Annotated in this window: 24 protein-coding genes and 1 pseudogene; 12 read left to right on the top strand and 13 right to left on the bottom strand. The window is 54.5% G+C overall.

Going from position 1 to position 24,791, the window contains the following annotated elements:
* Nucleotides 1-36: 36 nt before the first annotated feature.
* Nucleotides 37-1,221 (bottom strand): chromate efflux transporter, encoded by a 1,185-nt coding sequence (chrA, locus tag EVJ20_RS07375; RefSeq protein ID WP_131507595.1) that lies wholly within the window; start codon nt 1,219-1,221, stop codon nt 37-39.
* A gap of 5 nt (nt 1,222-1,226) precedes the next feature.
* Nucleotides 1,227-1,535: a PadR family transcriptional regulator gene (locus EVJ20_RS07370; protein ID WP_131507593.1), complete on the bottom strand. Its 309-nt coding sequence runs from the start codon at nt 1,533-1,535 to the stop codon at nt 1,227-1,229.
* A gap of 202 nt (nt 1,536-1,737) precedes the next feature.
* Between EVJ20_RS07370 and EVJ20_RS07365 the strand changes: the two genes are divergently transcribed.
* Together EVJ20_RS07365 and EVJ20_RS07360 are read left to right on the top strand one after the other, a co-directional pair.
* A complete protein-coding gene (locus tag EVJ20_RS07365; protein WP_236636266.1) occupies nt 1,738-4,422 on the top strand; it encodes an HD domain-containing phosphohydrolase in 2,685 nt (894 codons plus the stop codon).
* Between the two features lie 165 nt (nt 4,423-4,587).
* Nucleotides 4,588-4,956, top strand: coding sequence for a DUF3862 domain-containing protein (locus EVJ20_RS07360; protein WP_131507591.1), 369 nt, complete (start codon nt 4,588-4,590; stop codon nt 4,954-4,956).
* Between the two features lie 77 nt (nt 4,957-5,033).
* Here EVJ20_RS07360 and EVJ20_RS07355 read toward each other — a convergent pair whose 3' ends face one another.
* Genes EVJ20_RS07355 through EVJ20_RS07345 form a run of 3 tightly spaced genes read right to left on the bottom strand, consistent with a single transcriptional unit; the run spans nt 5,034 to nt 8,198 of the window.
* Nucleotides 5,034-6,134: an ABC transporter permease gene (locus EVJ20_RS07355; RefSeq protein ID WP_131507589.1), complete on the bottom strand. Its 1,101-nt coding sequence runs from the start codon at nt 6,132-6,134 to the stop codon at nt 5,034-5,036.
* Complete coding sequence (locus EVJ20_RS07350; RefSeq protein WP_236636250.1) at nt 6,121-7,260, bottom strand: ABC transporter permease; 1,140 nt, start codon at nt 7,258-7,260, stop codon at nt 6,121-6,123. The genes EVJ20_RS07355 and EVJ20_RS07350 overlap by 14 nt, the downstream gene beginning before the upstream one ends.
* Before the next feature lie 5 nt (nt 7,261-7,265).
* Complete coding sequence (locus EVJ20_RS07345; protein WP_236636247.1) at nt 7,266-8,198, bottom strand: ABC transporter ATP-binding protein; 933 nt, start codon at nt 8,196-8,198, stop codon at nt 7,266-7,268.
* A gap of 149 nt (nt 8,199-8,347) precedes the next feature.
* On the opposite strand from EVJ20_RS07345, the gene EVJ20_RS07340 reads away from it, so the two are divergent.
* Nucleotides 8,348-8,746: a hypothetical protein gene (locus tag EVJ20_RS07340; protein WP_070328546.1), complete on the top strand. Its 399-nt coding sequence runs from the start codon at nt 8,348-8,350 to the stop codon at nt 8,744-8,746.
* A gap of 55 nt (nt 8,747-8,801) precedes the next feature.
* Nucleotides 8,802-8,999, top strand: coding sequence for a CsbD family protein (locus EVJ20_RS07335; protein ID WP_070328547.1), 198 nt, complete (start codon nt 8,802-8,804; stop codon nt 8,997-8,999).
* 38 nt (nt 9,000-9,037) lie between these two features.
* Here the strand turns inward: EVJ20_RS07335 and EVJ20_RS07330 are convergent.
* The 7 genes and pseudogenes from EVJ20_RS07330 to EVJ20_RS07300 form a co-directional block, all read right to left on the bottom strand.
* Nucleotides 9,038-9,343 (bottom strand): annotated as a pseudogene (locus tag EVJ20_RS07330) (CAP domain-containing protein); the annotation flags it as partial.
* Nucleotides 9,344-9,362: 19 nt separating this feature from the next.
* The gene (locus EVJ20_RS07325; protein ID WP_131507583.1) at nt 9,363-10,121 is read right to left on the bottom strand and encodes an ABC transporter permease; all 759 of its coding nucleotides are present in this window, start codon (nt 10,119-10,121) and stop codon (nt 9,363-9,365) included.
* On the bottom strand, nt 10,121-10,969 hold the full coding sequence (locus tag EVJ20_RS07320; RefSeq protein ID WP_131507581.1) for an ABC transporter ATP-binding protein: 849 nt from the start codon (nt 10,967-10,969) through the stop codon (nt 10,121-10,123). The genes EVJ20_RS07325 and EVJ20_RS07320 overlap by 1 nt, the downstream gene beginning before the upstream one ends.
* A complete protein-coding gene (locus EVJ20_RS07315) occupies nt 10,966-11,172 on the bottom strand; it encodes a PLD nuclease N-terminal domain-containing protein (RefSeq protein ID WP_131438833.1) in 207 nt (68 codons plus the stop codon). The genes EVJ20_RS07320 and EVJ20_RS07315 overlap by 4 nt, the downstream gene beginning before the upstream one ends.
* Before the next feature lie 112 nt (nt 11,173-11,284).
* Nucleotides 11,285-11,698, bottom strand: coding sequence for a universal stress protein (locus EVJ20_RS07310; RefSeq protein WP_131438831.1), 414 nt, complete (start codon nt 11,696-11,698; stop codon nt 11,285-11,287).
* 130 nt (nt 11,699-11,828) lie between these two features.
* A complete protein-coding gene (locus EVJ20_RS07305; RefSeq protein WP_131464178.1) occupies nt 11,829-12,242 on the bottom strand; it encodes a universal stress protein in 414 nt (137 codons plus the stop codon).
* 16 nt (nt 12,243-12,258) lie between these two features.
* Entirely contained in the window at nt 12,259-13,740 is a 1,482-nt protein-coding gene (locus tag EVJ20_RS07300) for a SulP family inorganic anion transporter (RefSeq protein WP_131464176.1), read from the bottom strand.
* A gap of 229 nt (nt 13,741-13,969) precedes the next feature.
* On the opposite strand from EVJ20_RS07300, the gene EVJ20_RS07295 reads away from it, so the two are divergent.
* The 7 genes from EVJ20_RS07295 to EVJ20_RS07265 all read left to right on the top strand — a co-directional run bounded on the left by EVJ20_RS07295 (nt 13,970) and on the right by EVJ20_RS07265 (nt 20,335).
* Nucleotides 13,970-14,287 (top strand): ArsR/SmtB family transcription factor, encoded by a 318-nt coding sequence (locus EVJ20_RS07295; RefSeq protein WP_016509128.1) that lies wholly within the window; start codon nt 13,970-13,972, stop codon nt 14,285-14,287.
* A gap of 13 nt (nt 14,288-14,300) precedes the next feature.
* Nucleotides 14,301-14,660 (top strand): arsenite efflux transporter metallochaperone ArsD, encoded by a 360-nt coding sequence (arsD, locus tag EVJ20_RS07290; protein WP_131456514.1) that lies wholly within the window; start codon nt 14,301-14,303, stop codon nt 14,658-14,660.
* A gap of 11 nt (nt 14,661-14,671) precedes the next feature.
* The gene (gene arsA, locus EVJ20_RS07285) at nt 14,672-16,432 is read left to right on the top strand and encodes an arsenical pump-driving ATPase (RefSeq protein ID WP_131507579.1); all 1,761 of its coding nucleotides are present in this window, start codon (nt 14,672-14,674) and stop codon (nt 16,430-16,432) included.
* Complete coding sequence (locus tag EVJ20_RS07280) at nt 16,429-16,707, top strand: Fe-S cluster assembly protein HesB (RefSeq protein ID WP_131507577.1); 279 nt, start codon at nt 16,429-16,431, stop codon at nt 16,705-16,707. Before arsA ends, EVJ20_RS07280 begins: the two co-directional genes overlap by 4 nt.
* 30 nt (nt 16,708-16,737) lie before the next feature.
* Entirely contained in the window at nt 16,738-18,024 is a 1,287-nt protein-coding gene (locus EVJ20_RS07275; protein WP_131507575.1) for an arsenic transporter, read from the top strand.
* Between the two features lie 14 nt (nt 18,025-18,038).
* Nucleotides 18,039-19,697 (top strand): FAD-dependent oxidoreductase, encoded by a 1,659-nt coding sequence (locus EVJ20_RS07270; protein WP_131507572.1) that lies wholly within the window; start codon nt 18,039-18,041, stop codon nt 19,695-19,697.
* A 68-nt stretch (nt 19,698-19,765) separates the two neighbouring features.
* Nucleotides 19,766-20,335, top strand: a complete 570-nt coding sequence (locus EVJ20_RS07265; RefSeq protein ID WP_131507570.1) for a hypothetical protein — start codon at nt 19,766-19,768, stop codon at nt 20,333-20,335.
* Nucleotides 20,336-20,364: 29 nt separating this feature from the next.
* Here the strand turns inward: EVJ20_RS07265 and EVJ20_RS07260 are convergent, their stop codons facing one another.
* Complete coding sequence (locus EVJ20_RS07260; protein ID WP_131507568.1) at nt 20,365-21,495, bottom strand: GGDEF domain-containing protein; 1,131 nt, start codon at nt 21,493-21,495, stop codon at nt 20,365-20,367.
* 209 nt (nt 21,496-21,704) lie between these two features.
* Here EVJ20_RS07260 and pulA point away from each other — a divergent pair, with 209 nt between their 5' ends.
* Complete coding sequence (gene pulA / locus EVJ20_RS07255; protein ID WP_236636226.1) at nt 21,705-24,623, top strand: type I pullulanase; 2,919 nt, start codon at nt 21,705-21,707, stop codon at nt 24,621-24,623.
* Nucleotides 24,624-24,791: the final 168 nt, after the last annotated feature.

The raw sequence follows: 24,791 nt of genomic DNA, 5'->3' as shown, positions 1-24,791 counted from the left end.
GCGACAAACGGTATCATCCGTTCGTCGCTTTTTTTATTAAATCATCCCGAGCACCGTCCCGCCGATGACGCCAGCGATGACGAGTGCCCAAGGCGGCAGTTTCCAGTAGGCGATCATGACGAACAAGAGGGCGGCGAAGACGAAGTCGACGGCGCCGTTCACCGTGCTCGTGAAGATCGGCTGATAGAACGCGGCGATCAAAATCCCGACGACGGCCGCATTGACACCAATCAACGCACCGGCCACTTTCGGGTTGCGCCGGAGTGCATCCCAAAACGGCAACGCCCCGAGGATGAGCAGGAACGCCGGCAAGAAGATGGCGAACGTCGCGAGCAGTCCGCCCGGGACACCGTTGATGACGGTCCCGAGGTACGACGCGAACGTGAACAGCGGACCCGGTACGGCTTGGGCCGCCCCGTAGCCGGCGAGGAACGCCTCTTCGCTCAAGAATCCGGCCGGGACGAGCTCGCGCTCGAGGAGCGGCAAGACGACGTGACCACCGCCGAAGACGAGGGCACCGGCCCGGTAAAAGCTGTCGAACATGGCGAGCGACTGGCTTTCTATCGTCTCGCGCAAGAGTGGCAAGATGACGAGTAAGGCACCGAACAGACCGAGCAGCGTCGCCCCAAGCCGTTTCGAGAGCGGGAACGAGGCCGACTTGACGTCGAGGTTTTGCGGCTTGAACAGCAAGAATCCGGCGAGCGCGGCCAAGACGATGACGAGCACTTGGCTATACGTCGTCTGCCAAAGGAGCACACCGGCGAGCGCGAAGAAGGCGATCGTCCGCGTCTTTGCGTCCGGTGTCAGCTTGCCGGCCATGCCGAGAATCGCGTGGGCGACGATGGCGACGGCGACGACTTTCAAGCCGTATAACCAGCCCGCGTCGGAGACGTCGAGTCCTGAGACTAAAAGGGCGAACAAGATGAGGGCGATGACGGATGGTGCCGTGAAGCCGATGAACGAGGTGATACCGCCGAGGATACCGCCACGGACGATGCCGATGCCGATCCCGACTTGACTGCTCGCAGGGCCAGGTAAGAACTGACAGAGGGCGACGAGGTCGGCATACGTTCGCTCGTCCATCCATTTCCGACGCCTTACGTATTCCTCATGGAAGTAGCCGAGGTGGGCGACCGGTCCGCCGAACGACGTCAAGCCGAGCCGGGTCGATACGAATAAAATCTCCAGTAACGTCTTGAACGTCACACGTTGATTGGCCATTGGTTTCACTCCTTGATCTCTTTGAATAGTTCGTGCGCTTTTTGACGGGCTTCGGCCAAGACGACGAGCCCTTTTTCGGTCGTCGTATAGTTCTTGCGGATGTGACCGTCGACCAACTCGTTCGTCCGCGCGAGCAGGCCGTCTTGTTCCATGCCGTGCAAGATCGGATAGAGCGTCCCGGCACTGATCGAGTAACCGTGCTCGCGCAGCTCTTCGACCATCCACGCCCCATAAACCGGGTGTTCGGACGCATGGTGTAAGATGTGGATATGAATAAAACCAAGAAACAGCTTACGAAGGACGCGGTCTTCCACTTGCTTCATCTCCTTGAAATCGATTTTCGATATCGGTTTTCGTAATCATACTAACAACGGGGAGGGAACCGTGCAACCTGTGAGGTGGGATTTACAAAAACTTAATGTGCGCACATCGGCAGGAATCGATTCGGAAATTATAGGGAATTCATCGAAAATGAGGTAAACTAAAATGTAGAAAAACAGCGTAGGAGGAAATGACGTGACAGAACGAGACAGCACCCAATACAGATCTTTGTTGCGCCATATGCCCCAAGGCTACGTCGAATTCAAAGTCATCTTCGACGGTGCCGGGGAGCCGGTCGATTATGAGTTTGTCGAAGTGAACGAAGCGTTCGAAAAGATGATGAAGGCGAAGCGCAAACAGTTTCTCGGCGGACGCATCACCGAGCAGTTGAAAGACTTCGAATACAGCGAACGCGAATGGATCGTTCAAGTCGCGCGGGCGGTGAACAACGGCGAGACGATCAAGTTCGAACACTTCTCGCGCCGGAACAAAGCGTGGTATGAACTGTCCGTCTTCAGCGAACGACCAAGTCACGTCTCGACCTTGTTCCATGACATCACTCCGCACGTCCAAGAGAACAACGCCTTGAAACAACTCGTCAACGTGTCACATCGCTTCGTCGCCACGGGCCGGGAACTGTTGATGAACCAACATTTCCTCGACCAGATCCGGGACTTCACCGGTGCGAAAGCGGTGACGCTCAACTTGGTGAATGACGATGGACAAACGTACTCGACGGTCGCGATTTCTGGGATTGACGAGCTGCTCGAACGCAGCTTGGATGTCCTCGGCTTCCACCCGGTCGGCAAGAAATGGCCGATGAGCCGGAAACGCATCGAGCTGTTGGAGTTGCCTAGTCCGATCATCTTGGACGAGATCGAACCACTCATGGACGGGGTGTTGCCGAAACGGCTCGTCAAAAACATTTTACGCATCTTCGACCTCGGGCAAGTCATCTTGTTCAAGATTGAAAAAGACGGCGTTTTTTACGGTGATTTGACGATCGTCATGCAAGGGAAGAAACGGGCCGACCGTCTCGGTCTCGTTGAGCTGTACATCGTCCATATCCTTGAACAGATGACAAAAGTCGACCGTCAAGTCGGTGAGGCGAAAGAATCGATGTTTGAAGGGTTCGCCACCGTCGACCTCGAGTGCATCATGTCATTGACGACGCGAGACGTACTGCATTTGAATAAGGCGTGGGAGCGTGTACTCGGCTTCCCAATCGAGTCACTCGAGAACATGGACTTCATCGGGCTCGTCCATCCTGACGATCAGGTGAAGACCGAAGCGGCCTTTGGTGAGCTCGATACGGCGCGTGAACTGTTCCGATTCGTCAACCGCTTCCGGACGATCGATGGAGATTACCGCTCGATCGAATGGCATTGCAAAGTCCAAGGCAACTACATCTACGCCGTTGCCAAGGACGTGACCGAACGCGTCCAGCTCGAAGAGGAACTCGCTGAGCGCGACCGTCTGCTGACAAAGTTGTCCGACCAGGTCCCTGGCGCCATCTACCAGTTCGAGCTCCGGCCGGACGGGTCGTTCTACTTCCCGTTCTTCAGCCGTGGCTTTGAAGTGTTGACCGGGGTCACGGCGGACGAGGTGAAACGGGATGCGAATCTCGTCTTCTCAAAAATTCATCCGGACGATTATCCGCAAGTGATGGCGAGCATCCAAGAGTCATATCGTAGCTTGACGATTTGGGACGCCGAGTTCCGGGTGTATACGCCGGACGGGCGGACGAAGTGGATCCTCGGGTCGTCCCGTCCCGAGAAGCTCGCCGAGGGGCACGTGCTCTGGCACGGATACATCGGGGATGTGACCGAGAAGAAGACGTACGAGATGGAAATCGAGTATTTGAGTTATCACGACCAGTTGACCGGGGTGAAAAACCGCCGCTACTTCGACGAGGCGCTCGTCACGTTCGACGAGCCGGGCTATTACCCGCTCGCCCTCATCGTCGTCGACATCAACGGCCTGAAACTGACGAATGACGCGTTCGGCCACTTGGTCGGAGACCGTCTCTTGATCGAAGCGACGAATATTTTGAAGCGTGAAATTAGCGGTGTCGATACGGTCGCCCGGATCGGCGGTGACGAATTCGTGATCATCTTGCCGAATACGTCGTTATCTGACGCGCAGCAGTTGTCCAATCGATTGAGCCGTTTATTTCTTGAAAAATCGATTGAAGGGTTGCCGATCTCGGCATCGTTTGGAGAAGCGGTCAAAACCGACGGCGCACTGTCGATCATGGACGTGTTCAATTTGGCTGAAGACCAGATGTACCATCATAAAGTGTCCGAGAAGCAGAGCCGCCGCCATTCTTCGATTCAATTGATCATGCGGACGCTGTATGAGAAAATCCCGCGCGAAGAGGCGCACTCGCAGCGTGTCGCCGAGCTATCCGGTCAGCTTGGCGAGGCGATGAACTTGACGAGCAGTGACGTGAACGAGCTGAAGACGGCCGCCATCTTGCACGATATCGGCAAGGTCGCGATCAGTAATGAGATTCTCGACAAAACGGGTGCTTTGACCGAAGCTGAGTGGCGCGAGATCAAACGTCATCCCGAGGTGAGTTACAATATTTTGAGCACTGTCCCTGAGTACGGGACGCTGTCAGAGATCGTGCTGTCGCACCATGAGCGTTGGGACGGGAACGGTTATCCGAACGGCATAAGCGGATTTGATATTCCGCTCGCCTCCCGGATCATCGCGCTCGCCGACACGTTCGACGTCATGATGACGGGCCGACCGTACCGCCAAGCGAAGACGCTCGCCGAGGCGCTCGCCGTCATCGAACAAGAGGCAGGTCGTCAGTTCGACCCTGTGCTCGTCGAGGTGTTCTTCCAAAAGATTGTTCCGACGTTACAACGCTAAAAGGAAAATCTTTACTAAAGAAACGGTCTCCAGTAATAAAATTCGACAAAAATATATTTTTCTGTCGAACGATTAATATTCTGAAAATTTATCTATATAAGGATAACAATTGAATCAATGGTATACTCCTATAGAATATATAGCATATAGGAGGTTTTACCAGTTATGAAAACAATTCTGAAGATTATTATCGGCATCGTCCTTGCATTCGTACTTCTTGGAATCGGAATGGTCGCTTGTACAGGTCTGTTTGTCAACGAGGTAGACAAAGAAATCACGAAGACAACTGAGGAAGCAAAAACGGATACGTCAAAACCAGGACTCGCTGAATTTGAACAAGTAGAGGCAGGAATGACACTTGAAGAAGTGAACGCAGTTCTCGGGGAACCCCAAGACGTCACTGTGTCGGAATCTGACGGCTTTAAAATGGAGATGGCCACATATGATGCTCGTGGCGATTTGGGTGCCAACATTCTCATCACATTTGAAAATGGTGAAATGTCGTCGAAGACACAAACGAGTGTTACTGAATAATCAAGCGCATAGATCATAAGCATAAGAAGACTGCAAACCACTGAGGCTGCAGTCTTCTTATTTTTTTTCGTTTCTTGTCACGTGAGCGGTCGTTTTTTCAACGCGAAGACGGTCGCCGCGAACACGACGAGCGCCATACCGACCATGACGAGGACAGACAGCGTCGGGAACCGATCGTCATACATGTCGGCGACCCCGCTATTGAACCAATAGGTCGGCAAGAAGCGTCCGACGAGCTGGAGCGACTCCGGGAGCCACGTCAAGCTGATAAAGGCGCCCCCGGTGATGGCGGCGGCCATCGTGACCGACGTCTGCCAAATGTTTGCCTTGTCCCGATTCGTCGCGAGGACCGCGATGAGTGAACCGATCGCGAGACAGACGAACAAATAGACGGTGAACAACAACGTGAGCACGGGGAGGTGAGCGATGATGTCTTGCCGATAGAGGACGGCGCTAAAGACGAGCAGCATGAGCACGTAGATGAGCCCGACGGCGCAAAATGATAAAAACAGCGACCCGACGTAGCGGCGCGGCGTGACCGGTGCCGCGAACAAGCGCGAGTAGATCAATTCATCCCGGTCGTCGGCGACAAAAAGCGGAATGAATTGGAGGAACGCCGACATCATGACGAACGACAACAGCCCGAGGAACGCCTGTGTCCGCGCGGTCGTGCCGACACTTTCTTGGAACGGCTCGCTCGAGAGCGTGTAACCGTTCATTGTCTCCGCTTCCGCCAACTCGAGGAATCGCCCTTCGTCAAACTCACTCGCCGCGAGCAGTTGCCGCTCGCGGGATAGATGGGAGTTGAGCGCCTGTTCGATCAAGGCGGCGTCACTCCCTTCGGTCGCGCTGAACGAGAGCCGCGGAATGTCGCCGGCGAACAAGTCTTCCGTAAAACCGTCCGGGATCGTTAAGACGATATCTTGTCCTTCGAGCAGCGCCTCGTCGGCCTCGTCCGTCTCAAGCGGTGTCACCGAACCGAACCGGCTCGCCTCTTCGATGACCCGGCCCGACAACGAGCCGCCGTCACGGTCGAGAATACCGATCGAGACGTTCAAAGCAGACGTCGAGTTGAGGAACGACAGGACGAGGGCGAATCCGAAGACGGATACGAACGTGAACACCCATAACCCTTTTCTTCGGAGCATCCGTTTGGCGACATGCCTAAACAAGACCACGGCGGCTCACTCCTTTCCATAACAGCAGGCTGATCACGGTGAAGACGGCGACGTGCAGGGCGAGCCAACCGAGACCTTGCCAAAACAAGGTGACGTCCCCGCCTCGGAGCAGCACTTGGAGGATGCCGTCGCGCATAAAGATCGGCATGAACACGTACTTCGCCCACGGTGCGACGCTTAACGTCACTTGGTCGAATCCGGGGACGTAGCCCCCGGAGAGGATCATGATGATGGCGACGCTACCGTTGACGATCGCGTCTTTCGTGCCGCGCGTGACGCGAGGCAAACTGGCGATTATAAATCCGAACGCGGTGCCGTAAAGGGCGAGTGCGACCCAGGCGAGAAACAACAGTCCGAAGTGGACGTAGTCGAGCGAGAAGCTTCGGTAGACGAAATGGCTGAACCAAAAGACGAGCACGAGCTGCAGGAAGATGAGCACGTACCGGCTGAACGTGCGGGCGAGCCGGTAGTCGATTGTCTTGACCGGAGCGGCCTGGATCCGGAGATAGCTGCCTTTCATCGGTTGTTCCTCACTGAGCATGCCCGTGATATAGAAAGCGCCGAACAAGGCGGTCATGATCGAAATCGTGACCGTGAAGTATTCGAGCGAGGTCGGGGTGCGGCCCGACAAGTCGACGCTCTCGCTGTCGATGAACGTCTCCGGTTCGAACGGGACGGCGACGCCTGACTCGGCGAGCATAATCTGTTGATTGGCGACGTCGGTATATTGCCGGATGACCGCCTCGAGCACATCGAACTCGATCGTCGTCGGTTCTTCATACAAGAGACGCACGTTTGACCCGTCGAGGTGCAAGATGACGTCGGCATCGCCGTCGTTGACGCCACGTTCGGCAGCGGTGACGCTGTCGTACGGGACAAGGTTGACGAACGCCTTGATGTCATCGTCGGCGAGAAACGTCTCGAGCGGTACGCGATAGTCGTCGGTCGACTGCTCGACATAAGCGACGTCTGTGACCGGGAGTGAGAAGTCGTTACTGAAAATGGCAGACAGCATCGTGCCGAGCCCGAAAATGAGGATGATCGGGAACAGCAACATCCAAAACAAGGTCGAGCGGTCGCGCAGTTGTTGTTTGACATCGTATTTGATGAACGTCCACGTCTTCATGACCGTCACTCCCTTAGCGTCTTGCCGGTCAAGGCCAGGAAGACGGTATTCAAGGACGGGCGGTCGACAGTGATCGACGTGAACCGGACCTTCGCGTCGTGGAGCACGTCGAGAAGCGGGGCGAGCGGCGTGTCTTTCTCGAGCGACACCTCGATGTACGGCTCATGATACTCGACTTTCTTTACTTGACTGAGTGCGCCGAGACGTTCGATGAGCCCTGGCGTCAAGGAATCAACTTTGATGCGAGCCGTCTCGAGCGTCATGACTTGGTCTTTCAACTCGTCTTGCGTCCCTTCGGCGATGATCTTCCCTTCGTCGACGATGGCGACGCGGTCGCACAGCATCTCGACTTCCTCCATGTAGTGGGACGTATAGATGATCGTCGCCCCGCGCCGGTTCAACTCACGGATGTTCTCGAGGATCGTGTTCCGCGACTGCGGGTCGATGGCGACGGTCGGTTCGTCCATAAAGATGAGCTCCGGTTCATGGACGATGCCGCAGGCGATATTTAAACGACGCAGCAGCCCTCCGGACAGTTCCGGCGGACGTTTCTTTTGGTGAGCGGTCAGCTCGACGAAGTCGAGGGCGGCCTCGGTCTTTTGTTTCGCCTCGGTCGGCTTGAAGCCATAAAGTTCGGCGAAAAATTGGATGTTCTCGAACACGGTCAGCTGGTCATAGACGGAAACGTGCTGCGGGACGATGCCGACGCGTTGCTTGATCGCCTGTTCGTCTTTCGGCATGACGCGGTCAAAGATACGGATCGTACCACTGTCGGCAGGATATAGGTTGAGCATGACGGAGATGGCGGTCGTCTTGCCGGCCCCGTTCGGACCGAGCAGACCGAACAGTTCGCCTGCTTCGACGTGGAGCGAGAAGTCGTTCAAGGCGATTGTCTCCCCGAAACGCTTCGTGACATGGTCGAGTGCGATGATGGACACGTGGACGCAACCCCTTTCAGATGGACGGACAGAAAAAGAGCATACAGAGATTTGTTCCCGTTTGCAGGGATTTTGAACGTGTTGGCGAATCAATTTGTTATAGTCCGATTATTCAGACAATTATAAAAAGAGGGAAGTAGGGATTGAGTATGAAAGGGTGGCAGTTCAACAAAGGAGAAGCGGGTGAAAAATTTCCTGACGAAATGGCGTGGGCGTTATTTTGCACGGTCGAGCCGAAGCGGATGGATGCGACGCTCCCGTTTTATTATGACGAGTCGGTGTTCCGCTTCACGAACGGGAAAGAGTCGTTCTATTTTAAAGTCTCCCCAAGCTACCACGAGTTCGAGGTGAACGTCAAAGGCGAGACGGGCGAACTGCTCTACTATCAACTGCTCCGCACCGTCAGCAAAGTCGAAGTGCTCGAAGACCGGCGCGACCATGGGGAGCTTTTAATCGTCATGACCGAGGACCGGACTCGGACCGTGACGACGATCGAGCTGACCGTCCGGCCGCGGTTTCGTGTGCTCGTCAAAGAGCACTATGTTTGAGTTTTTTTCAGAGTGGTAAATTGTTTAGACACGATACCACGAGGAGGAGATTCATATGAAAGACGGACTAAACAAAAAAGTCGACGGGTTCATCGATAAAGCGGCCGGAAAAGCGAAAGAAGCAGTCGGCAAATCGTCGGACAACCAGTCGCTCAAACGTGAAGGTCAAAAGGATCAAGTGAAGGGCACGGCAAAAGAGAAGACGGGCCAAGCCCAGCAAGATCTCGAAAGCTTGAAAGACGAGCGCCGCTAATCAAAATGGAGGAACGCCATGGGGCGATCCTCCATTTTTCATTTCGTCAAAAACACTTGGACATGAATCGTCGAGCCTTGTGCGTTTTTCGCTGTGCCGACCCCGAGATGCGTGAAGCGGCCGTTCAAGATGTTGGCGCGGTGCCCGCTCGAGTTCATCCAAGCGTCGACCGCTTGGCCAGGGTCGCTCGACCCCATATAAATATTCTCGCCCCAGCCACGATAGCTGACGTTGTAGGCGTCGAGCGTGTCACCCGGGCTGCCGTTCTCACGGAGTTGGTGCGAGAATTGACCGGTCCGTGCCATCTCATCGGCCCGGACTTGGGCGACGCGGTTCGCTTCGCTCGAGGCGGCGACTGAATAATCAGGACGTTCGACTCAAAAATAATAAACGCTTGGATGCGATAACCAACGCCAGCCCGATCAAGACAATGCTAGTGACGAGCGGCCAAGCGAAATTGACGTTTTGGATGAGCGCCTCGCCCGACAATCCGCCAAGGTTCCAAGGCAACCAGTCCCAATCGATCCAACTGAGCAGGAGCGATAAGACGAAGTGGACACCGAGTGTGATGACGAGGGCGACGAGTCCGCTCTCGAGCAGCGCGGCAAATAAGAAGAAAAGCGACAGTTGCACGACGAAATGGACGATCAACAGCCCCGTCGAAATGGCAAAGTCCATCATATCGAACGAGTCGAACAAGATGATTGTGTAATAGGCGGCAGTGCCTTGGGCGAGCAAGATGGAGACGGCGGAAAGTAACGTGTAGTGTGCCCATTTACTCATGACGATGCGAGAAGCCGGAATGTTGAGCGACTTGAGCCAAGCGAGCGTACCGAGTGTACGTTCTTGGCTGAACGTATGCATCGCCGACAGCAAGACGACGAGCAGGCCGATCTGTCGCAGCTGCTCGCTGACCGATAAGAGTACTTCGGCCGGTGTCGGCGTCGGGATCTCGATGACGGTCCCGTCCGGCAAGTTGCCGCCTGACGCTAAAATGTCTGGTAAGAAGTAGAGCGTGAGCGGCTGGATCGCAGCGAGCAACATCAGAGCGACCGGCACCCAAACGAGCCGTTTATTGCGCCACGATTCTTTCCATTCTTGTTTAAAAATGGCCGTCCTCATTAAGCGTTCACCTCCAAAAACAGTGATTCGAGCGACGGATGACCGACGTGGAACGATTGGATCATCAGTCCTTGGGCGAGGACGCGTTGCAGAATCGCCCGCTCGGACATCGTTTTATCGGACGTCTCGAACGTCCATGTCGTCCCCGTCCGCGAGACACGGACGACACCCGCAAGCGCGCTCCAATCGTCTTCCGTCGTCATGTCATCGAACAGGCGAATTTGGATGGACGATTTGGCCCCGAGCAAATCGGTGACGGTGCCTTCCATGAGTAGGCGTCCTTGCCGAAGCAGGAGCACCCAGTCGCTCGCCTCCTCGGCGTCAGGGAGCACGTGCGTCGAATAGAGAATCATCCGCTCGCGCTTCAAGTCGCTCAAGAGATCGAGCACTTCCCGGCGGCCGCGCGGGTCGAGCGCCGACACCGGTTCATCGAGCAACAATAGTTCAGGGTCATGGACGAGCGCTTGGGCGATGCCGAGCCGTTGCCGCATCCCGCCTGACAAGTGCGCCGCCGGGCGGTCGACCGGTTCTAAGCCGACGCGTTTTAAGAGGTTCAAGGCGTCGACGCCGGTCGTGCCCGTCAAGTCGGCCGCATATTTAATCGTCTCGACCGGTGTGAGGGAAGGGTAAAGCGCCGGCCGTTGCGGTAAATAACCGACCCGGATCGTGTCGTGACCCTCGATCTGTCCGGACGTCGGCGTCGTCACACGGGCGATCATGTTGAGGAGCGTCGTCTTGCCGGCCCCGTTCTCGCCGAGGAGCGACGTGCAGCCCGGGCGCAGCGAGAAGCTGACGTCATCGAGCGCGGTGAACGTGCCGAATCGTTTGGTGAGATGGCTCGCATTCATTGTTTTGTCCGTCCCCAGAGGAAATAGACGATCGGACCGAGGATGTTGATAAAGACGATGACGAGGAGCCACACCCATTTCGGTCCGTTCGTTTCAGGCCGCTTGAATAAATCGATCATGGCGACGACGAGGAGGATCAGTTGCAGTAACAATAAAGGCAGTAAAATTAAAAGTAACGTGCTCGGGTCGTTGACAATCTCCATGAAAGCTTGCCTCCTTAGTTAGTTGTACATACACTAGTTGATTCCACACATAGGACGTTGTTCCTGTATAAGACACAAAAAATCCCTTTCTCGAGTCGAGAAAGGGAGCAAGTTATTTGACGATGATGACGGGTGCTTGCGCCCGTTTGGCGAGCTTGTGGCTGACGCTGCCGAGGACGAACTCTTGGAACGTATTGAGGCCGCGCGAGCCGACGACGACGTATTCGAACGGATCGCGATTGGCGTATTTGACGAGCTCGACGTCCGGTTCGCCGCGGAGTTCGACGTATTCATAGGCGATGCCTTCCGCTTCGATCGTATCGAACAACGGTTGCATCATGCGTTTTCGTTTCGTCTCGAGATCGATCTTGCCGGTCGAGTTGAGCGCGGCCTCTTTCGATTCTTTCGCACTGACGACGTGAACGATATCAATCGATGCGTCTGATGCTTTGGCGAGTTGAATTGCCTTTGTTAAAGCTCGTCTCGAGTGATCCGAGCCATCTGCCGCTAAAAAGATTTTACCCATTCTTTCAACGCCTCCTCTTGTACGCTTGCTACTACAAGTATATGCGATTTTTTATGAAAGCGCATTCGCAATTGTGTCGATTCGAGATACAGAAAAAGGAAGTGAACGCTGAGGTTCACTTCCTGTCTGATTATCGGACGATGACGACCGGCGCGAGCGCGCGTTTGGCGAGCTTATGGCTGACGCTGCCGAGCACGAACTCTTGGAACGTGTTCAAGCCGCGCGAGCCGACGACGACGTATTCGAACGGTTCATGGTTCGCATACTTGACGAGCTCGACGTCCGGTTCACCACGGAGCTCGATATATTCGTACTCGAGTCCGGCTGCTTCGATCGCTGAGAAGAAACGTTGCATCCGCTGCATCCGTTTCGCCTCCAGGTCGATTTTGCCTGTTGATTGCAGGGCACTTTCTTTTGACTCTTTCGAGCTGACGACGTGAACAACATCGATTTTGGCGTTCGAGACTTTCGCGAGCTCGATCGCTTTCGCGGTCGCGCGCATCGAATGGTCCGATCCGTCAACGGCTAAGAAGATTTTTGTCATGTGAATCCCTCCCGAATTAATGTCCGATGCCGGCATCTTGTTGTTTCAAGTGAAGCGCGAGCGTATTGAGCAGCTTCTCTGAATCTTTGTTCAAGTTCAACAGTTCTGGCTCGATTCCATTCGCACGGTATTTGAAGACGACTTTGTCGATGGCGCCGATGGCCGAATCGTCCCAAAGGTGTGTGTTCGAGAAGTTGATTGTCACATGTTTGATGCCTGCCTCGACATCTTCTTCGACGTCGAATTGGTTGACGAACTCAGACGTTGATGCGAAGAACAATTGACCGTTCACGACGTAGTGGGCGTGGTCGGCTTCGACGTTGCGGTCGAGTTCGACTTTCGAGATTTTCGCGGCGAACAAAATCGCAGCTGTTAAAATCCCGGCGAACACACCGATTGACAAGTCGTGCGTGAGCACAGTGACGAGCACGGTGACGAGCATGACGACCGTATCCGACTTTTGTGCCGTCCGGAGCGCTTTAAGTGAGCCCCAGTCAAACGTCGCATACGATACGAAGAACATGACACCGACGAGGGCGCCGACTGGAATCAACATAAGAACGTCACTGATTGTCATGATCATGATGAACAACGCGAGTCCGGCGACGAACGTCGATAGACGGCCACGTGCTCCAGACGAGACGTTGATAACCGATTGGCCGATCATCGCACAACCTGGCATCGCGCCGAAGAAACCGGCGATGATGTTGGCGATCCCTTGACCTTTTGACTCACGATTCTTGTTCGAATCCGTTCCTGTCATGTCATCGACGATTTGAGCTGTGAGCAACGACTCGATCAAGCCGACGAAGGCGAGTGAGAAGGCATACGGCAAGATGATCATGAGCGTCTCGAGCGTGAACGGAACGTCAGGGAATAAGAATTCCGGCAACGTTGCTGAAATCGTCCCCATGTCGCCGATGTTTTTCGTATCGAGCCCCATAAAGACAGCAAGTAGCGTCATCGCGACGATGGCGACGAGCGGTGCCGGGATTGCGCCCGTGATACGTGGGAACAAGAAGATGATGACGAGTGATGCGGCGACGATCGCCCACATGATCCAGCTCTCGCCTTCAAAGTTTGGTAATTGAGCTTGGAAGATCAAAATAGCGAGGGCGTTAACGAAGCCGACCATGACCGCACGCGGGATGAACTTCATAAGACGCGCTATACCAAAGAACCCGAGCACGATTTGAATGATACCGGCTAAAATACCGGCTGCTAATAAATATTGGAGACCGTAATCTCGAACTAAATCGACAACGAGGAGCACCATGGCCCCGGTTGCAGCTGAAATCATCGCTGGTCGACCGCCCGTGATCGAAATGACCATGGCGATAATGAATGAAGCGTATAGACCGACCATCGGGTTCAGTCCAGCGATGAGTGAGAATGCGATCGCCTCAGGGATGAGGGCGAGCGCGACGACGATCCCCGCAAGGACGTCAGCCCGGACGTTACCGAGCCATTCTTGTTTGACAGTATTCAATTTTTCCAAAAAGAACACACCTCTCTTTATAGTTTTGACTTTGACCTCCGAGTCTCACGAAGATCAAATGCGTCATTATATGAAGGAAGCGGTTAAACCGACACATGTTTTCACAACGTGTTTTATCATAACGAACTTTTTCAGAAAAGACAATTGCTTATCATTAAAAACTATGGTAATTTCATAACGTAAAGGTTATATAACGGTTTTGTTATACATGGAGTAAAGGAGAATGACGATGCATACCGCAGAAGAACTGAGTAAAGTGCTCAAAGTGCTCGCTGACCCGACGCGGTTGACGATGTTAAAGCAGATGCAGGATGGGGAACAGTGTGCCTGCAGCTTCGTTGACTGCTTCGACATCTCGCAGCCGGCGATCAGCCGTCATTTGAAGATGATGCGGCAAGCGGGACTGCTGCTCGAGCGCCGGGACAAGCAATGGATCCATTATCGGTTGAACGAAGCGAGCCCGTTCTATTCGATCGTCGTCGATCTGCTCGGACAAGTCGAGATGGTCGATGCGAGCTGTGACTGTGACGCCGAGTGTGCCATTTAAGGAGGAATAAACGATGAAACTTGAAGTATTCGAACCGGCCATGTGCTGTCCGACCGGACTATGCGGGCCGTCGATCGACCCGGAACTGACGCGGATCGCGACGATCCATTACGTGTTGAAACAACGCGGTTTCGACGTCGAGCGTTATAACCTCGCCTCGGAGCCGAACCGTTTCGTTGAAAACGCAAACGTGCAAGCCGAGATCACGAAAGGGCTCGACACGCTCCCGCTCACCGTCATCGATGGTGAGATCGTCAAACGCGGCGCCTACATGACGAACGAAGAGATCGCTGAACTGACCGGTCTCCCGGTCGCGGCGTTCGCGAAACAAGACGGCGAGAAACCGAAAGTCCGCATCACGCTTAAAAAATAAGGAGGCGCGTCATGATGAATCGCTTTGATTTTAATACGATTGAGCCGACCCGTTACATGTTTTTGACCGGAAAAGGCGGCGTCGGGAAGACGTCGACCGCCTCGAGCCTCGCTTTGACGCTCGCTGACCGTGGCAAGCGCGTCTTGCTCGTCTCGACCGACCCGGCAAGTAATTTGCAGGACGTGTTCGAGATGGAACTTGACGAGACGCCACGCCTCGTTCCTGGGACGGAGCTATTGATTGCGAACTTCGACCCGGAAGAAGCGGCAAAAGCGTATATGGAACGCATGGTCGGCCCGTATCGCGGCGTGCTCCCGGACGTCGCCATCCAGTCGATGGAAGAGCAACTGTCCGGTGCCTGTACGGTCGAGATCGCGGCGTTCGATCAGTTCACCGAGCTGTTGACGTCAGAGACGGCCCGTGACACGTACGACCATGTCATCTTCGACACGGCACCGACCGGGCATACGCTCCGGTTGCTCACGCTCCCGAGCGCGTGGGACGAATTTTTAGAGACGAACACGACCGGCGTCTCGTGCCTCGGTCCGCTCGCTGGTCTATCAGACAAGCAACACCAATATAAACGGGCGGTCGAGACACTCTCGAACGGGGACGAGACGACACTGTTGCTCGTCGCCCGTCCTGAGACGTCGACGCTCGTCGAAGCGAGTCGTGCCGCGACGGAGCTCCACGCCATCGGGATCGAGCGGATGCAACTCGTCATCAACGGTGTCGTCGACCCGGCGGAAGGTACGGACCGTTATACGAGACGGTTCATCGAGCGCCAACAAGACGCGCTCGACAACTTGCCACAAGGCGTCGACACGCTCGAGACGTTCACGCTCCCATACGCCTACGAGAACTTGGTCGGCGTCCCGGCACTGCGCCGCTGGGTGAACGGGGAGACGGTCGACGTACCGGATATGACATATGATGCGAGCCGTTACGGTTCGATCGATACGCTCGTCGATGAAATCGAAGCGGACGGTCCGAGCGTCATCATGACGATGGGCAAAGGTGGGGTCGGCAAGACGACACTCGCCTCACTCCTCGCCGTCGCTTTGAGCGAACGCGGCCACGCCGTCCATTTGACGACGACCGACCCGGCGGCACACGTCGCTTTCACAATCGGTGAGGACGTGCCCGCCACGTTCACCGTCGACGCGATAGACCCAAAAGTCGAGATCGAGAACTATCGGGCCGACGTGTTCCATGAAGCGGGGGACATGACCGACGAACAGCACGCGATGCTTGAAGAAGACTTGCGTTCGCCGTGTACGGAAGAGATTGCGGTTTTCCGCGCTTTCGCCGGTCAAGTCGCCAAAGCGAAAGACCGGTTCGTCGTCATCGACACGGCACCGACCGGACATACACTGCTCTTGCTCGACGCGACCGAGAGCTATCACCGTGAGCTCGAACGCTCGACCGGTGTCGTCCCGGAAGCGGTCCGCGAACTGTTGCCGAAGCTCCGTGACCCGAAACAGACGCACGTCGTCATCACGACGCTCCCTGAAGCGACACCAGTGTATGAAGCCGAGCGGCTCGTCACCGACTTGGAACGGGCCGGCATCCGTCCGTTCGCCTGGGTCGTCAACCAATCATTCACACCGCTCGACGTCGAAAGCAAACTGCTCACGGCGAAAGTCGCGAGTGAGGCGATTTGGCTCGAACGGGTGAACGCGTATCCGCGTCCGACGCTGCTCTCGTGGCAAGAACACTTGCCGGTCGGCTATCCGGCGTTATCACAACTATTGAAGGAGGAAATCAAATGAACATCACAAACGAAGCAATCGATTTTATGAAAACAGCACTCGAGGATGAAGAAGTGAAATCAGTCCGGATCTGTACGGAAGCAGGATGCTGCGGCCCGACGCTCGGTCTGCACATCGCCGCTCCGGAAGCGACGGACGACGTGAAAGACTATGACGGCCTCACGTTCGCCGTCGCGAAAGACGCAGAAGCGATGGCGGAGAACGTCACACTCGACGTCGAAATGACAGAAGACAGCGCGAGCCTCGTGCTCCGTGGTCTTCAAGAAACGTGCTAACAAAAATAGAGATTATTGGAGGAACTCATTGTGCAGTGGATTGCTAGTATCATCTTTTTAGTGACGCTCTTCCTCATCATCAAGCAACCGAAAGGCCTCGGCATCGGTTACTCGGCGATGGGGATGGCGGTCATTGCCCTCATCACTGGGGTCGTCAATTTTGATGACGTCGGTACCGTATGGGGCATCATTTGGAACGCGACGTTTACGTTTATCGCCATCATTCTCATCTCGCTCATTTTGGATGAGATCGGATTCTTTGAGTGGGCCGCTTTACATATGGCTCGGATCGCCGGGGGCGGCGGTGTCAAACTGTTCGTCTACATCACGCTTCTCGGTGCGCTTGTCGCCGCATTATTCGCGAACGACGGGGCGGCGCTCATCTTGACGCCGATCGTGCTCGCGATGGTACGGGCGCTTAAATTACCGGACGCCGTCGTCTTGGCGTACGTCATCGCCTCGGGCTTCATCGCCGATACGGCAAGTTTGCCGTTCGTCGTCTCGAACCTCGTCAACATCGTCTCGGCCGACTTCTTCGGTATCGGCTTTGCCGAGTATGCGGCGCGGATGGTGTTCGTCAACGTGTTCGCCGTCGCCGGCAGCCTGCTCGTCTTGTACTTGTACTTTAAAAAAGACATCCCGAAGCAGTACGACTTGTCAAAACTCGTCGAGCCGAGCACGGTCATTAAAGACCATAAGATGTTCCGCTTGTCGTGGGTCGTCCTCGCGCTGCTCGTCATCGGCTACTTCACGAGCGACATCATCGGCATCCCGGTCTCGCTCGTCGCCGGTGTCATCGCCCTATTTTTCCTGATCATGGCGAACCGTTCGCCTGCTGTGAAGACGGAGCAAGTCGTCAAAGGCGCGCCGTGGGCGATCGTCTTCTTCTCGCTCGGGATGTACATCGTCGTCTACGGCCTACAAAACGCGGGGCTGACGCAAGTGCTCGCCAACTTCATCGACTGGTTCTCAGGTAGCGTGTTAACGGCCACGTTCGGGATGGGCTTCTTGGCCGCGATCTTATCGTCGGTCATGAACAACATGCCGACCGTCATGATCGACGCGCTCGCCATCGATTTGACGAATACGTCGGGTCAGATTCGCGAAGCGCTCATCTATGCGAACGTCATCGGTTCCGACCTCGGACCGAAGATCACACCGATCGGGTCGCTCGCGACGCTCTTGTGGCTTCACGTGCTCCGCTCAAAAGGACTCAAGATCGGTTGGGGACAATACTTTAAAGTCGGGATCATCTTGACGATCCCAACGCTTGCCATCACGTTGCTCGGCTTGTATATCAGCTTACTACTATATTGAGGAGTGGATTTTTTATGAAGTTAGTCATCATCGGTTCAGTCGCTGCCGGTACATCGGTCGCGGCGAAAGCACGTCGTAACAACGAAGACGCACAAATTACGATTTACGACCGCGATTACGATATCTCCTACTCGAGTTGCGGGATCCCATATTACGTCGGAGGCGAAGTCGAGTCACGCGATGACTTGACGCCACGCGACGCCGCTTTCTTCAAAAAGCGTTACAACATCGATGTCATGACGCGTCATAATGTGACGGCAATTGATGCAGACGCGAAGACGGTCACGGTCGAAAACCTGGAGACGGGTGAGACGTTCACGGACAGCTATGACGTCCTCGTCCTCGCGACCGGCGCCTCGAGCATCGTCCCGCCGATCCCGGGCGTGAAGTCAGATAACGTCTTCCCGATCCGCAACATCCAGAACGCGGAAGCGACACGCAACTTCGTCGACGCAACGAACCCGAAACATGCGACGGTCATCGGAGCCGGCTTCATCGGTCTTGAGATGGCCGAGCAGCTCAAACTTCGTGGCATCGACGTCACGATCATCGAGCGCATCCCGCAAGTGATGCCGCCGCTCGACAAAGACATGGCGTGCCGCGTCGAGGACCACCTCGAGAAGAACGGCATCGAGCTGCTCTTAGGTGAGACCGTGACAGAGCTCGTCGGCGACGGTCACGTCGAACGTGTCGTCACCGCGAGCGGGAAGACGGTCGAGACCGACCTCGTCATCCTATCGGTCGGTGTCCGTCCGAACACGGAACTCGCCAAGTCGATCGGTGTCACGATCGGTGAGACGGGTGCGATCGCCATTAACGAACGGATGGAGACGAACGTGGACAGCGTCTATGCTGCCGGCGACGTCGCTGAAAGCGTTTCGCTCGTCACGGGTAAACCGATTTGGCGCCCACTCGGCTCGACGGCGAACAAGATGGGACGTTCACTTGGTGATCTCCTCACGGGCGGGGAACTCGAACACCGCGGCATCCTCGGGACGGGCATCTTCAAAGTGTTCGGCCTCGCGGTCGCGCAGACGGGCCTCTCGGAGCGTGAAGCGCGTGACCTCGGCTACGACGTCGAAGTGCTTCACAACACGAAACCGGACAAGCCGGCCTACATGGGCGGGAAAGACATGACGATCAAAGCGATCGGCGACCGGGCGACACGTCAACTGCTCGGCGTCCAAATCGTCGGCTTCGAAGGCGTCGACAAGCGTATCGACGTGTTCGTCACGGCGATCACGTTCAAAGCGAAAGTTGATGATTTGTTCCACCTCGATCTCGCGTACGCACCGCCGTTTTCGACGACGAAAGACCCGGTCATGTACACGGGGATGGCACTGGCGAACAGCATGAACAAGTCGGCCCGTCTCATCACGCCGGCTGAGCTACAGCAGCGGATCGACGCGGACGAGGACATCCAGGTCATCGATACACGGAAAGCGGCGCAGTTTGAGAAGGCGTGCGTCGACTGTGCGGTCAACATCCCGCTCGGCAAGCTTCGCGAGGCGTCAAAAGACCTCGAGAAAGACAAGCCGACGGTCGTCTACTGCAACGGCGGCGTCACCGGGAACGCAGCGCAAAACGTGCTCCGTAACCTCGGCTTCACCGACGTCTACAACTTGTCAGGCGGCAACAAGAACTATCAACTATTCAAAAAACACGGGAATTAACAAACAGGGCGTCCGAATCATTTTTTCGGACGCCCTGTTTTGATATGCTTATCAGTGAGGTGAATATCATGAACTACCGGATGTTGCATGAGAAGTTTGAGCGCCGGAAGCAGTGGCTCATTTTTGAAAAAGAAGAAGTCGTCCGTCGAGTAATCGTCCGCTACAAGGCACGCATCATTCCGAAAAAGGATATTATGGACCTCGTGAATGATGATCAGCTGTCGTATGAGCATATCTTCTGCTGTTTGACGATTGATGACCCGCGTATGATCGATAAAATTTTTACGGCGAAGGAAAAAAAGGACCACAAATGGGAACGTGAGGATAACGCACGGCGTGGGATGGTATATAAACATAAGGACGAAGAACATCGTCGTTACAATCAACTGATCATTGATGAAATGGAAGGTCGCCGGCTCGATATCGTGCTCGAGAGTAAGGACGGGAAGTTCGTGACCGGTTTTTTGACGCGCGATATGTGTGAACAAGTAGGGTCTTATATTTATGCTCATACAGGCGGCGCGAAGTTCACAGGACTCATCCCGAGAGCGATGTGGCCGCCAGATGTGACGGACGAGGAGTTTAAACTGAGTTATCGGCGGTATTTGGAATCGTTAGACGAATTCAACAAATTGTGAACTAACCCCCGATGCGCTGACATCGGGGGTTAGTTCGCTTGTTGCTGATTCCATTTACTGACCCGGTTGCGACCGCTACGTTTGGCGACGTAGAGACCGAGGTCGGATTTTTTGGTGAGTTGTTCGGACGTGACGATCTTTGGTTCGGACGTACTCGCGACACCGATCGAGACGGTGATGTCGAGCTGTTTGCCGTCCGGCAGTAAAAATGGACTTTCCGCGACTTGACGCAAGTAGCGGTTGGCGATGACGAACCCTTGCGACAAGTTGCAGTCCGACAACAGCACCGAGAACTCTTCGCCGCCATGGCGACACACCATGTCATCGGTACGGGCCGTCTCTGTGAGCCGTTTGCCAAGCTCGATCAAGATGGCGTCACCGGCGTCATGACCATACGTATCGTTCACCGATTTAAAATGATCGATATCGAGTAAGAGCAGCGTGATGTCGTAAGGACTCGAGAACACTTCCTCGTCGACGCGCTTCATCTCTTCCTCGAAGCGACGACGGTTGCCAAGACCCGTCAATGCGTCGGTGTAGGCGGCTTCTCGATATTTTGTGATCTGCCGTTCCGAGCGCTGCATCTTGCGGATGCCCCCATAGACGATATGAAGGACGAACCCGGTTGAATATCCAATCGTGACGAAAGCGATCAACGTATAGACGTACATTTTTGGAGCGGCATAGTTACTAAAATTTAAGAACGAGAATAAAATGATAAATCCGAGGCTGATGGCGTTGACGATGCGGATGTCCCGCGTCGGTTTGATCCGCTCCCGGAGTTTCATATAGACGACTGCGGTTGTGGCCGCGACCGTATAGTCGAGAAAAACGATTAACAGCAACGTATCCGATATGATGAACGGGAGCAGCAGTATGCTCGAGACGTACGTGATCCGGACGCCTTGGAGGCCAAAGTAAAGACCGGCAATGATGATGGGGACAAACCCGTACTGAAAGTCGGCTTGGGCGTTCCAGAGCACACCGTGCAACGTAATCACGATCGTCAGGCCGGCGAGGAGTAGTGAAATCGTGATTTGCCGTCTTAACGGGAGCTTGCTCGTGAACCCGAGCTTCGTGAGGCGCGAGATCATATAAAGGCCAATCAGCAGTAAGCTGGCGTTGGCAATCAAGTTATTGATTAAATTGGTCATCGACATTTTAAAAATTCCTCCCTATCTTCTATATTCAGCAGAAAAAGGTAAAAAAGCAATCATTTTGTGATGTGAAAATAACTTCGAACCAACGAGTGGCTTGATATGGGAAACGTTAGTCGTTGATTTAGAAAAGAATTGAAATTAAGGAAGCGAACGTTTACAATTTTTTATGTAAGCGTTTTCCTAAATTCGCGCTACAAGGAGGGACCCACATGGTCAACAAACAATGGAAACCAGTATGGGCAGTTGTGCTAACGTTTGCACTGATTCTGTCGATGTTTCCGATGTCAGCGTCTGCCCTTGATAAAGAGTCGACACTAGTCGTCATCCACTATCAAGAGGCGCCAGACAATCAAATGGATTGGAACTTATGGCTTTGGGCGAATGGCCCAGATTATTTCCCGAACAAAGGCTTCGCCTTTAACGGCGAAGACGATTACGGCAAGGTGGCGGCCTACGAATTCCCGGTCGACTCACCTGAACAGATCGGTCTCATCGTCCGAACGGACAATTGGGACAAGGATAAAGGGTCGGAAAACGACCGCCTGATCACGAAAGACATGATCAAGGACGGTGTCGCCGAAGTGTGGATCAAGTCGGGCGACTCGAAAATCTACACGTCGAACCCGGACGGAGAGACGGCGAAGACGGAAGTCGACATGAAAGTCCACTACTTCCGCTATGACAATACATACACGGACTGGGGTGTTTGGACGTGGCCGGACGGCGGCGACGGTCAAAGTATCAACTTTGATGAGACGGACGCCTACGGCGGTGTCGCGAACGTGAAATTTGCGAACCCGAACGCGAAACAACTCATCGGTTTGATTACGAAAAAAGGCGAATGGTCCGACAAGGACGGCGAAGACCGCTTCGCGCTCAGCACGGCGAAAGAGATTTGGCTCGTCGAAGGTGATTCGACGATTTACTATTCAGAGCCAGAAATCGACCGCTCACCAAAAATCGTCTCGTTCGAGGCAAACACGTTCCGTCAGGCGGAACTAACGCTCAACCGGGCGATCGATGAGCAGTTCCTTAGTGAATTGAAGGTCGATGGCGTGGCAGTCGAGTCGGTCGAGAAGGCTGGCGACAAATCGGTCACGGTAAACTTCAGCGCTGACCTCGACTTGGCGCAAGTCATCACGGCGTCGCACCCGACGTTCGGTGACAAAGTGCTGCAAGCAGGCGACGTGCTCCGGTCACCGGAATTCGATGCGAAATACGCGTATGACGGTAAGCTCGGCGTCACATACAAGCATTCGAAGACGAACTTCGTGCTTTGGGCACCGACGGCTCAAGACGTTTCACTCGAGCTGTGGAACATGCCGAAAGACCGTCCGGCGAACGATAAGGACATCAAGAAAACGATTGCGATGAAGCGTGGCGAACGTGGCACGTGGACTGTTGAAGTCCGCGGCGACCTCGACGGCATCGGCTACACGTACAACGTCAAGCATGCGTCAGGCAGCGTCCGTGCGGTCGATCCGTATGCGACAGCGGTCGGCGTCAACGGGGACCAAGGGGTCATCGTCGACTTGAACGAGACGAAACCGAAACGGTGGAACTCGATGAAACCGAAGCTTCAAAACGCGACGGACGCGATCATTTACGAGACACACGTCCGTGATTTGTCTGTCTTTGACGTCACGTCGGACAAGTATGATTCAGGCATCACGAATAAAGGGAAGTACCTCGGTGTCGTCCAACCGGGTACGCGTCTCCTTGTCGACGGCAAGAAGACGGCGACGAAGACAGGACTTGACCACGTTAAAGATCTCGGTGTGACGCACGTCCAGTTCATCCCGGTGTATGACTACAACACGGCCTCGGTCGATGAGACGAAACCGGAAGCGACATACAACTGGGGCTATGACCCGAAAAACTATAACGCGCCGGAAGGTTCATATTCGACGAATCCTTATGACGCGAAAGTCCGGATTCGTGAAATGAAACAGATGATTCAAGGTCTTCACGACAACAACTTGCGTGCCGTCATGGACGTCGTTTATAACCATATGTTCGATGCGCAAGCCTCGAACCTTCATAAGATCGTACCAGGCTACTACTACCGTTACACGGCAGGCGGCGACTTCGCGAACGGGACGGGCGTCGGCAACGATACCGCTTCTGAGCGCAAGATGATGCAAAAACTCATCGTCGATTCAGTCGTCTACTGGGCGCAAGAATATCATTGGGATGGTTTCCGCTTCGACCTCATGGGTATCCATGACGTCGAGACGATGAACCAAGTCCGTCAAGCGCTCGATAAAGTCGACAAATCGATCCTCGTCTTCGGCGAAGGTTGGGACCTCAGCACACCACTCGACCCGGCGCTGAAGGCGAATCAAAAGAACGCCTATAAGATGCCGGGCGTCGCGCACTTTAACGACAACATTCGTGACGGCTTGAAAGGCAGTGTCTTCATCGACACGGACAACGGTTTCATCAACGGCAAAGACGGTCTTGAGAACCGCATCAAGACAGGAATCGTCGGTGAGATCGACTACAACGCCGAGATCAAAGGATTCACGAAAGAGCCGACACAAGCAATCACATACGTCGAAGCGCATGACAACCATACGCTTTGGGACAAGCTTGAACTCACGAATAAAGAGACGTCGGAAGCAGACCGGACGAAGATGCATCGTCTCGCGTCAAGCATCCTCTTGACGAGCCAGGGGACGACATTCCTCCACGCCGGCCAAGAGTTCATGCGGACGAAAGAAGGCGACCACAACTCGTACAAATCGCCGGACCGCATCAACCAAATGGATTGGAAACGCGCCGCCGACCGTAAGGCGGACGTCCAGTACATGACGGGCTTGATCGAGATGCGTAAACAAAATCCGGGCCTTCGGATGACGAAAGCGACCGATATCAAGAAAAACTTGAAGTTCTACAAGGCAGAAGCGAACGTCATCACGTATTTGATCGATGACAAAGCTCCAGGGCAGAAGAAAGATTTGTTCGTGACGCATAACGCTAACCCGTCGCAAGTGACAGTGAAACTTCCAACCGGGCAGTGGAACATCATTGTGAACGGCAAGCAGGCGGGCGCGAAAACAATTAAACGTGTGTCAGGTTCGGTCAACGTTCCGGCCTACTCAACGTTCGTCTTAAAACAACCATAATGCGCGAGACCACGGAGCAAACGTCCGTGGTCTTTTTTACGTCGTCATCGTGTGGAAGGAGTAGGTTAACAGCATATTAAAACATGACATTTTTTTGAATATGTGTTTGTAAATAGGTTTATTTCCCTTATTTGCAAAATGCAGAAGCGCTTTCAACTGGTCAATCTT

The sequence above is a fragment of the Exiguobacterium sp. SH0S1 genome (genome assembly GCF_004337165.1).
Lineage (GTDB): Bacteria > Bacillota > Bacilli > Exiguobacteriales > Exiguobacteriaceae > Exiguobacterium > Exiguobacterium aurantiacum_A.
The sequence above is the reverse complement of the archived record's forward strand: the minus strand, read 5'-3'. Positions and strand labels throughout refer to the sequence as shown.

Coding starts and splice junctions, on each gene's coding strand:
- chrA (WP_131507595.1), bottom strand. CDS start 1,221: ATGGCCAATCAACGTGTGACGTTCAAGACGTTACTGGAGATTTTATTC.
- EVJ20_RS07360 (WP_131507591.1), top strand. CDS start 4,588: ATGAAAACAATTCTGAAGATTATTATCGGCATCGTCCTTGCATTCGTA.
- EVJ20_RS07350 (WP_236636250.1), bottom strand. CDS start 7,260: ATGAAGACGTGGACGTTCATCAAATACGATGTCAAACAACAACTGCGC.
- EVJ20_RS07340 (WP_070328546.1), top strand. CDS start 8,348: ATGAAAGGGTGGCAGTTCAACAAAGGAGAAGCGGGTGAAAAATTTCCT.
- EVJ20_RS07335 (WP_070328547.1), top strand. CDS start 8,802: ATGAAAGACGGACTAAACAAAAAAGTCGACGGGTTCATCGATAAAGCG.
- EVJ20_RS07325 (WP_131507583.1), bottom strand. CDS start 10,121: ATGAGGACGGCCATTTTTAAACAAGAATGGAAAGAATCGTGGCGCAAT.
- EVJ20_RS07320 (WP_131507581.1), bottom strand. CDS start 10,969: ATGAATGCGAGCCATCTCACCAAACGATTCGGCACGTTCACCGCGCTC.
- EVJ20_RS07315 (WP_131438833.1), bottom strand. CDS start 11,172: ATGGAGATTGTCAACGACCCGAGCACGTTACTTTTAATTTTACTGCCT.
- EVJ20_RS07310 (WP_131438831.1), bottom strand. CDS start 11,698: ATGGGTAAAATCTTTTTAGCGGCAGATGGCTCGGATCACTCGAGACGA.
- EVJ20_RS07305 (WP_131464178.1), bottom strand. CDS start 12,242: ATGACAAAAATCTTCTTAGCCGTTGACGGATCGGACCATTCGATGCGC.
- EVJ20_RS07295 (WP_016509128.1), top strand. CDS start 13,970: ATGCATACCGCAGAAGAACTGAGTAAAGTGCTCAAAGTGCTCGCTGAC.
- arsD (WP_131456514.1), top strand. CDS start 14,301: ATGAAACTTGAAGTATTCGAACCGGCCATGTGCTGTCCGACCGGACTA.
- arsA (WP_131507579.1), top strand. CDS start 14,672: ATGATGAATCGCTTTGATTTTAATACGATTGAGCCGACCCGTTACATG.
- EVJ20_RS07280 (WP_131507577.1), top strand. CDS start 16,429: ATGAACATCACAAACGAAGCAATCGATTTTATGAAAACAGCACTCGAG.
- EVJ20_RS07270 (WP_131507572.1), top strand. CDS start 18,039: ATGAAGTTAGTCATCATCGGTTCAGTCGCTGCCGGTACATCGGTCGCG.
- EVJ20_RS07265 (WP_131507570.1), top strand. CDS start 19,766: ATGAACTACCGGATGTTGCATGAGAAGTTTGAGCGCCGGAAGCAGTGG.
- EVJ20_RS07260 (WP_131507568.1), bottom strand. CDS start 21,495: ATGTCGATGACCAATTTAATCAATAACTTGATTGCCAACGCCAGCTTA.
- pulA (WP_236636226.1), top strand. CDS start 21,705: ATGGTCAACAAACAATGGAAACCAGTATGGGCAGTTGTGCTAACGTTT.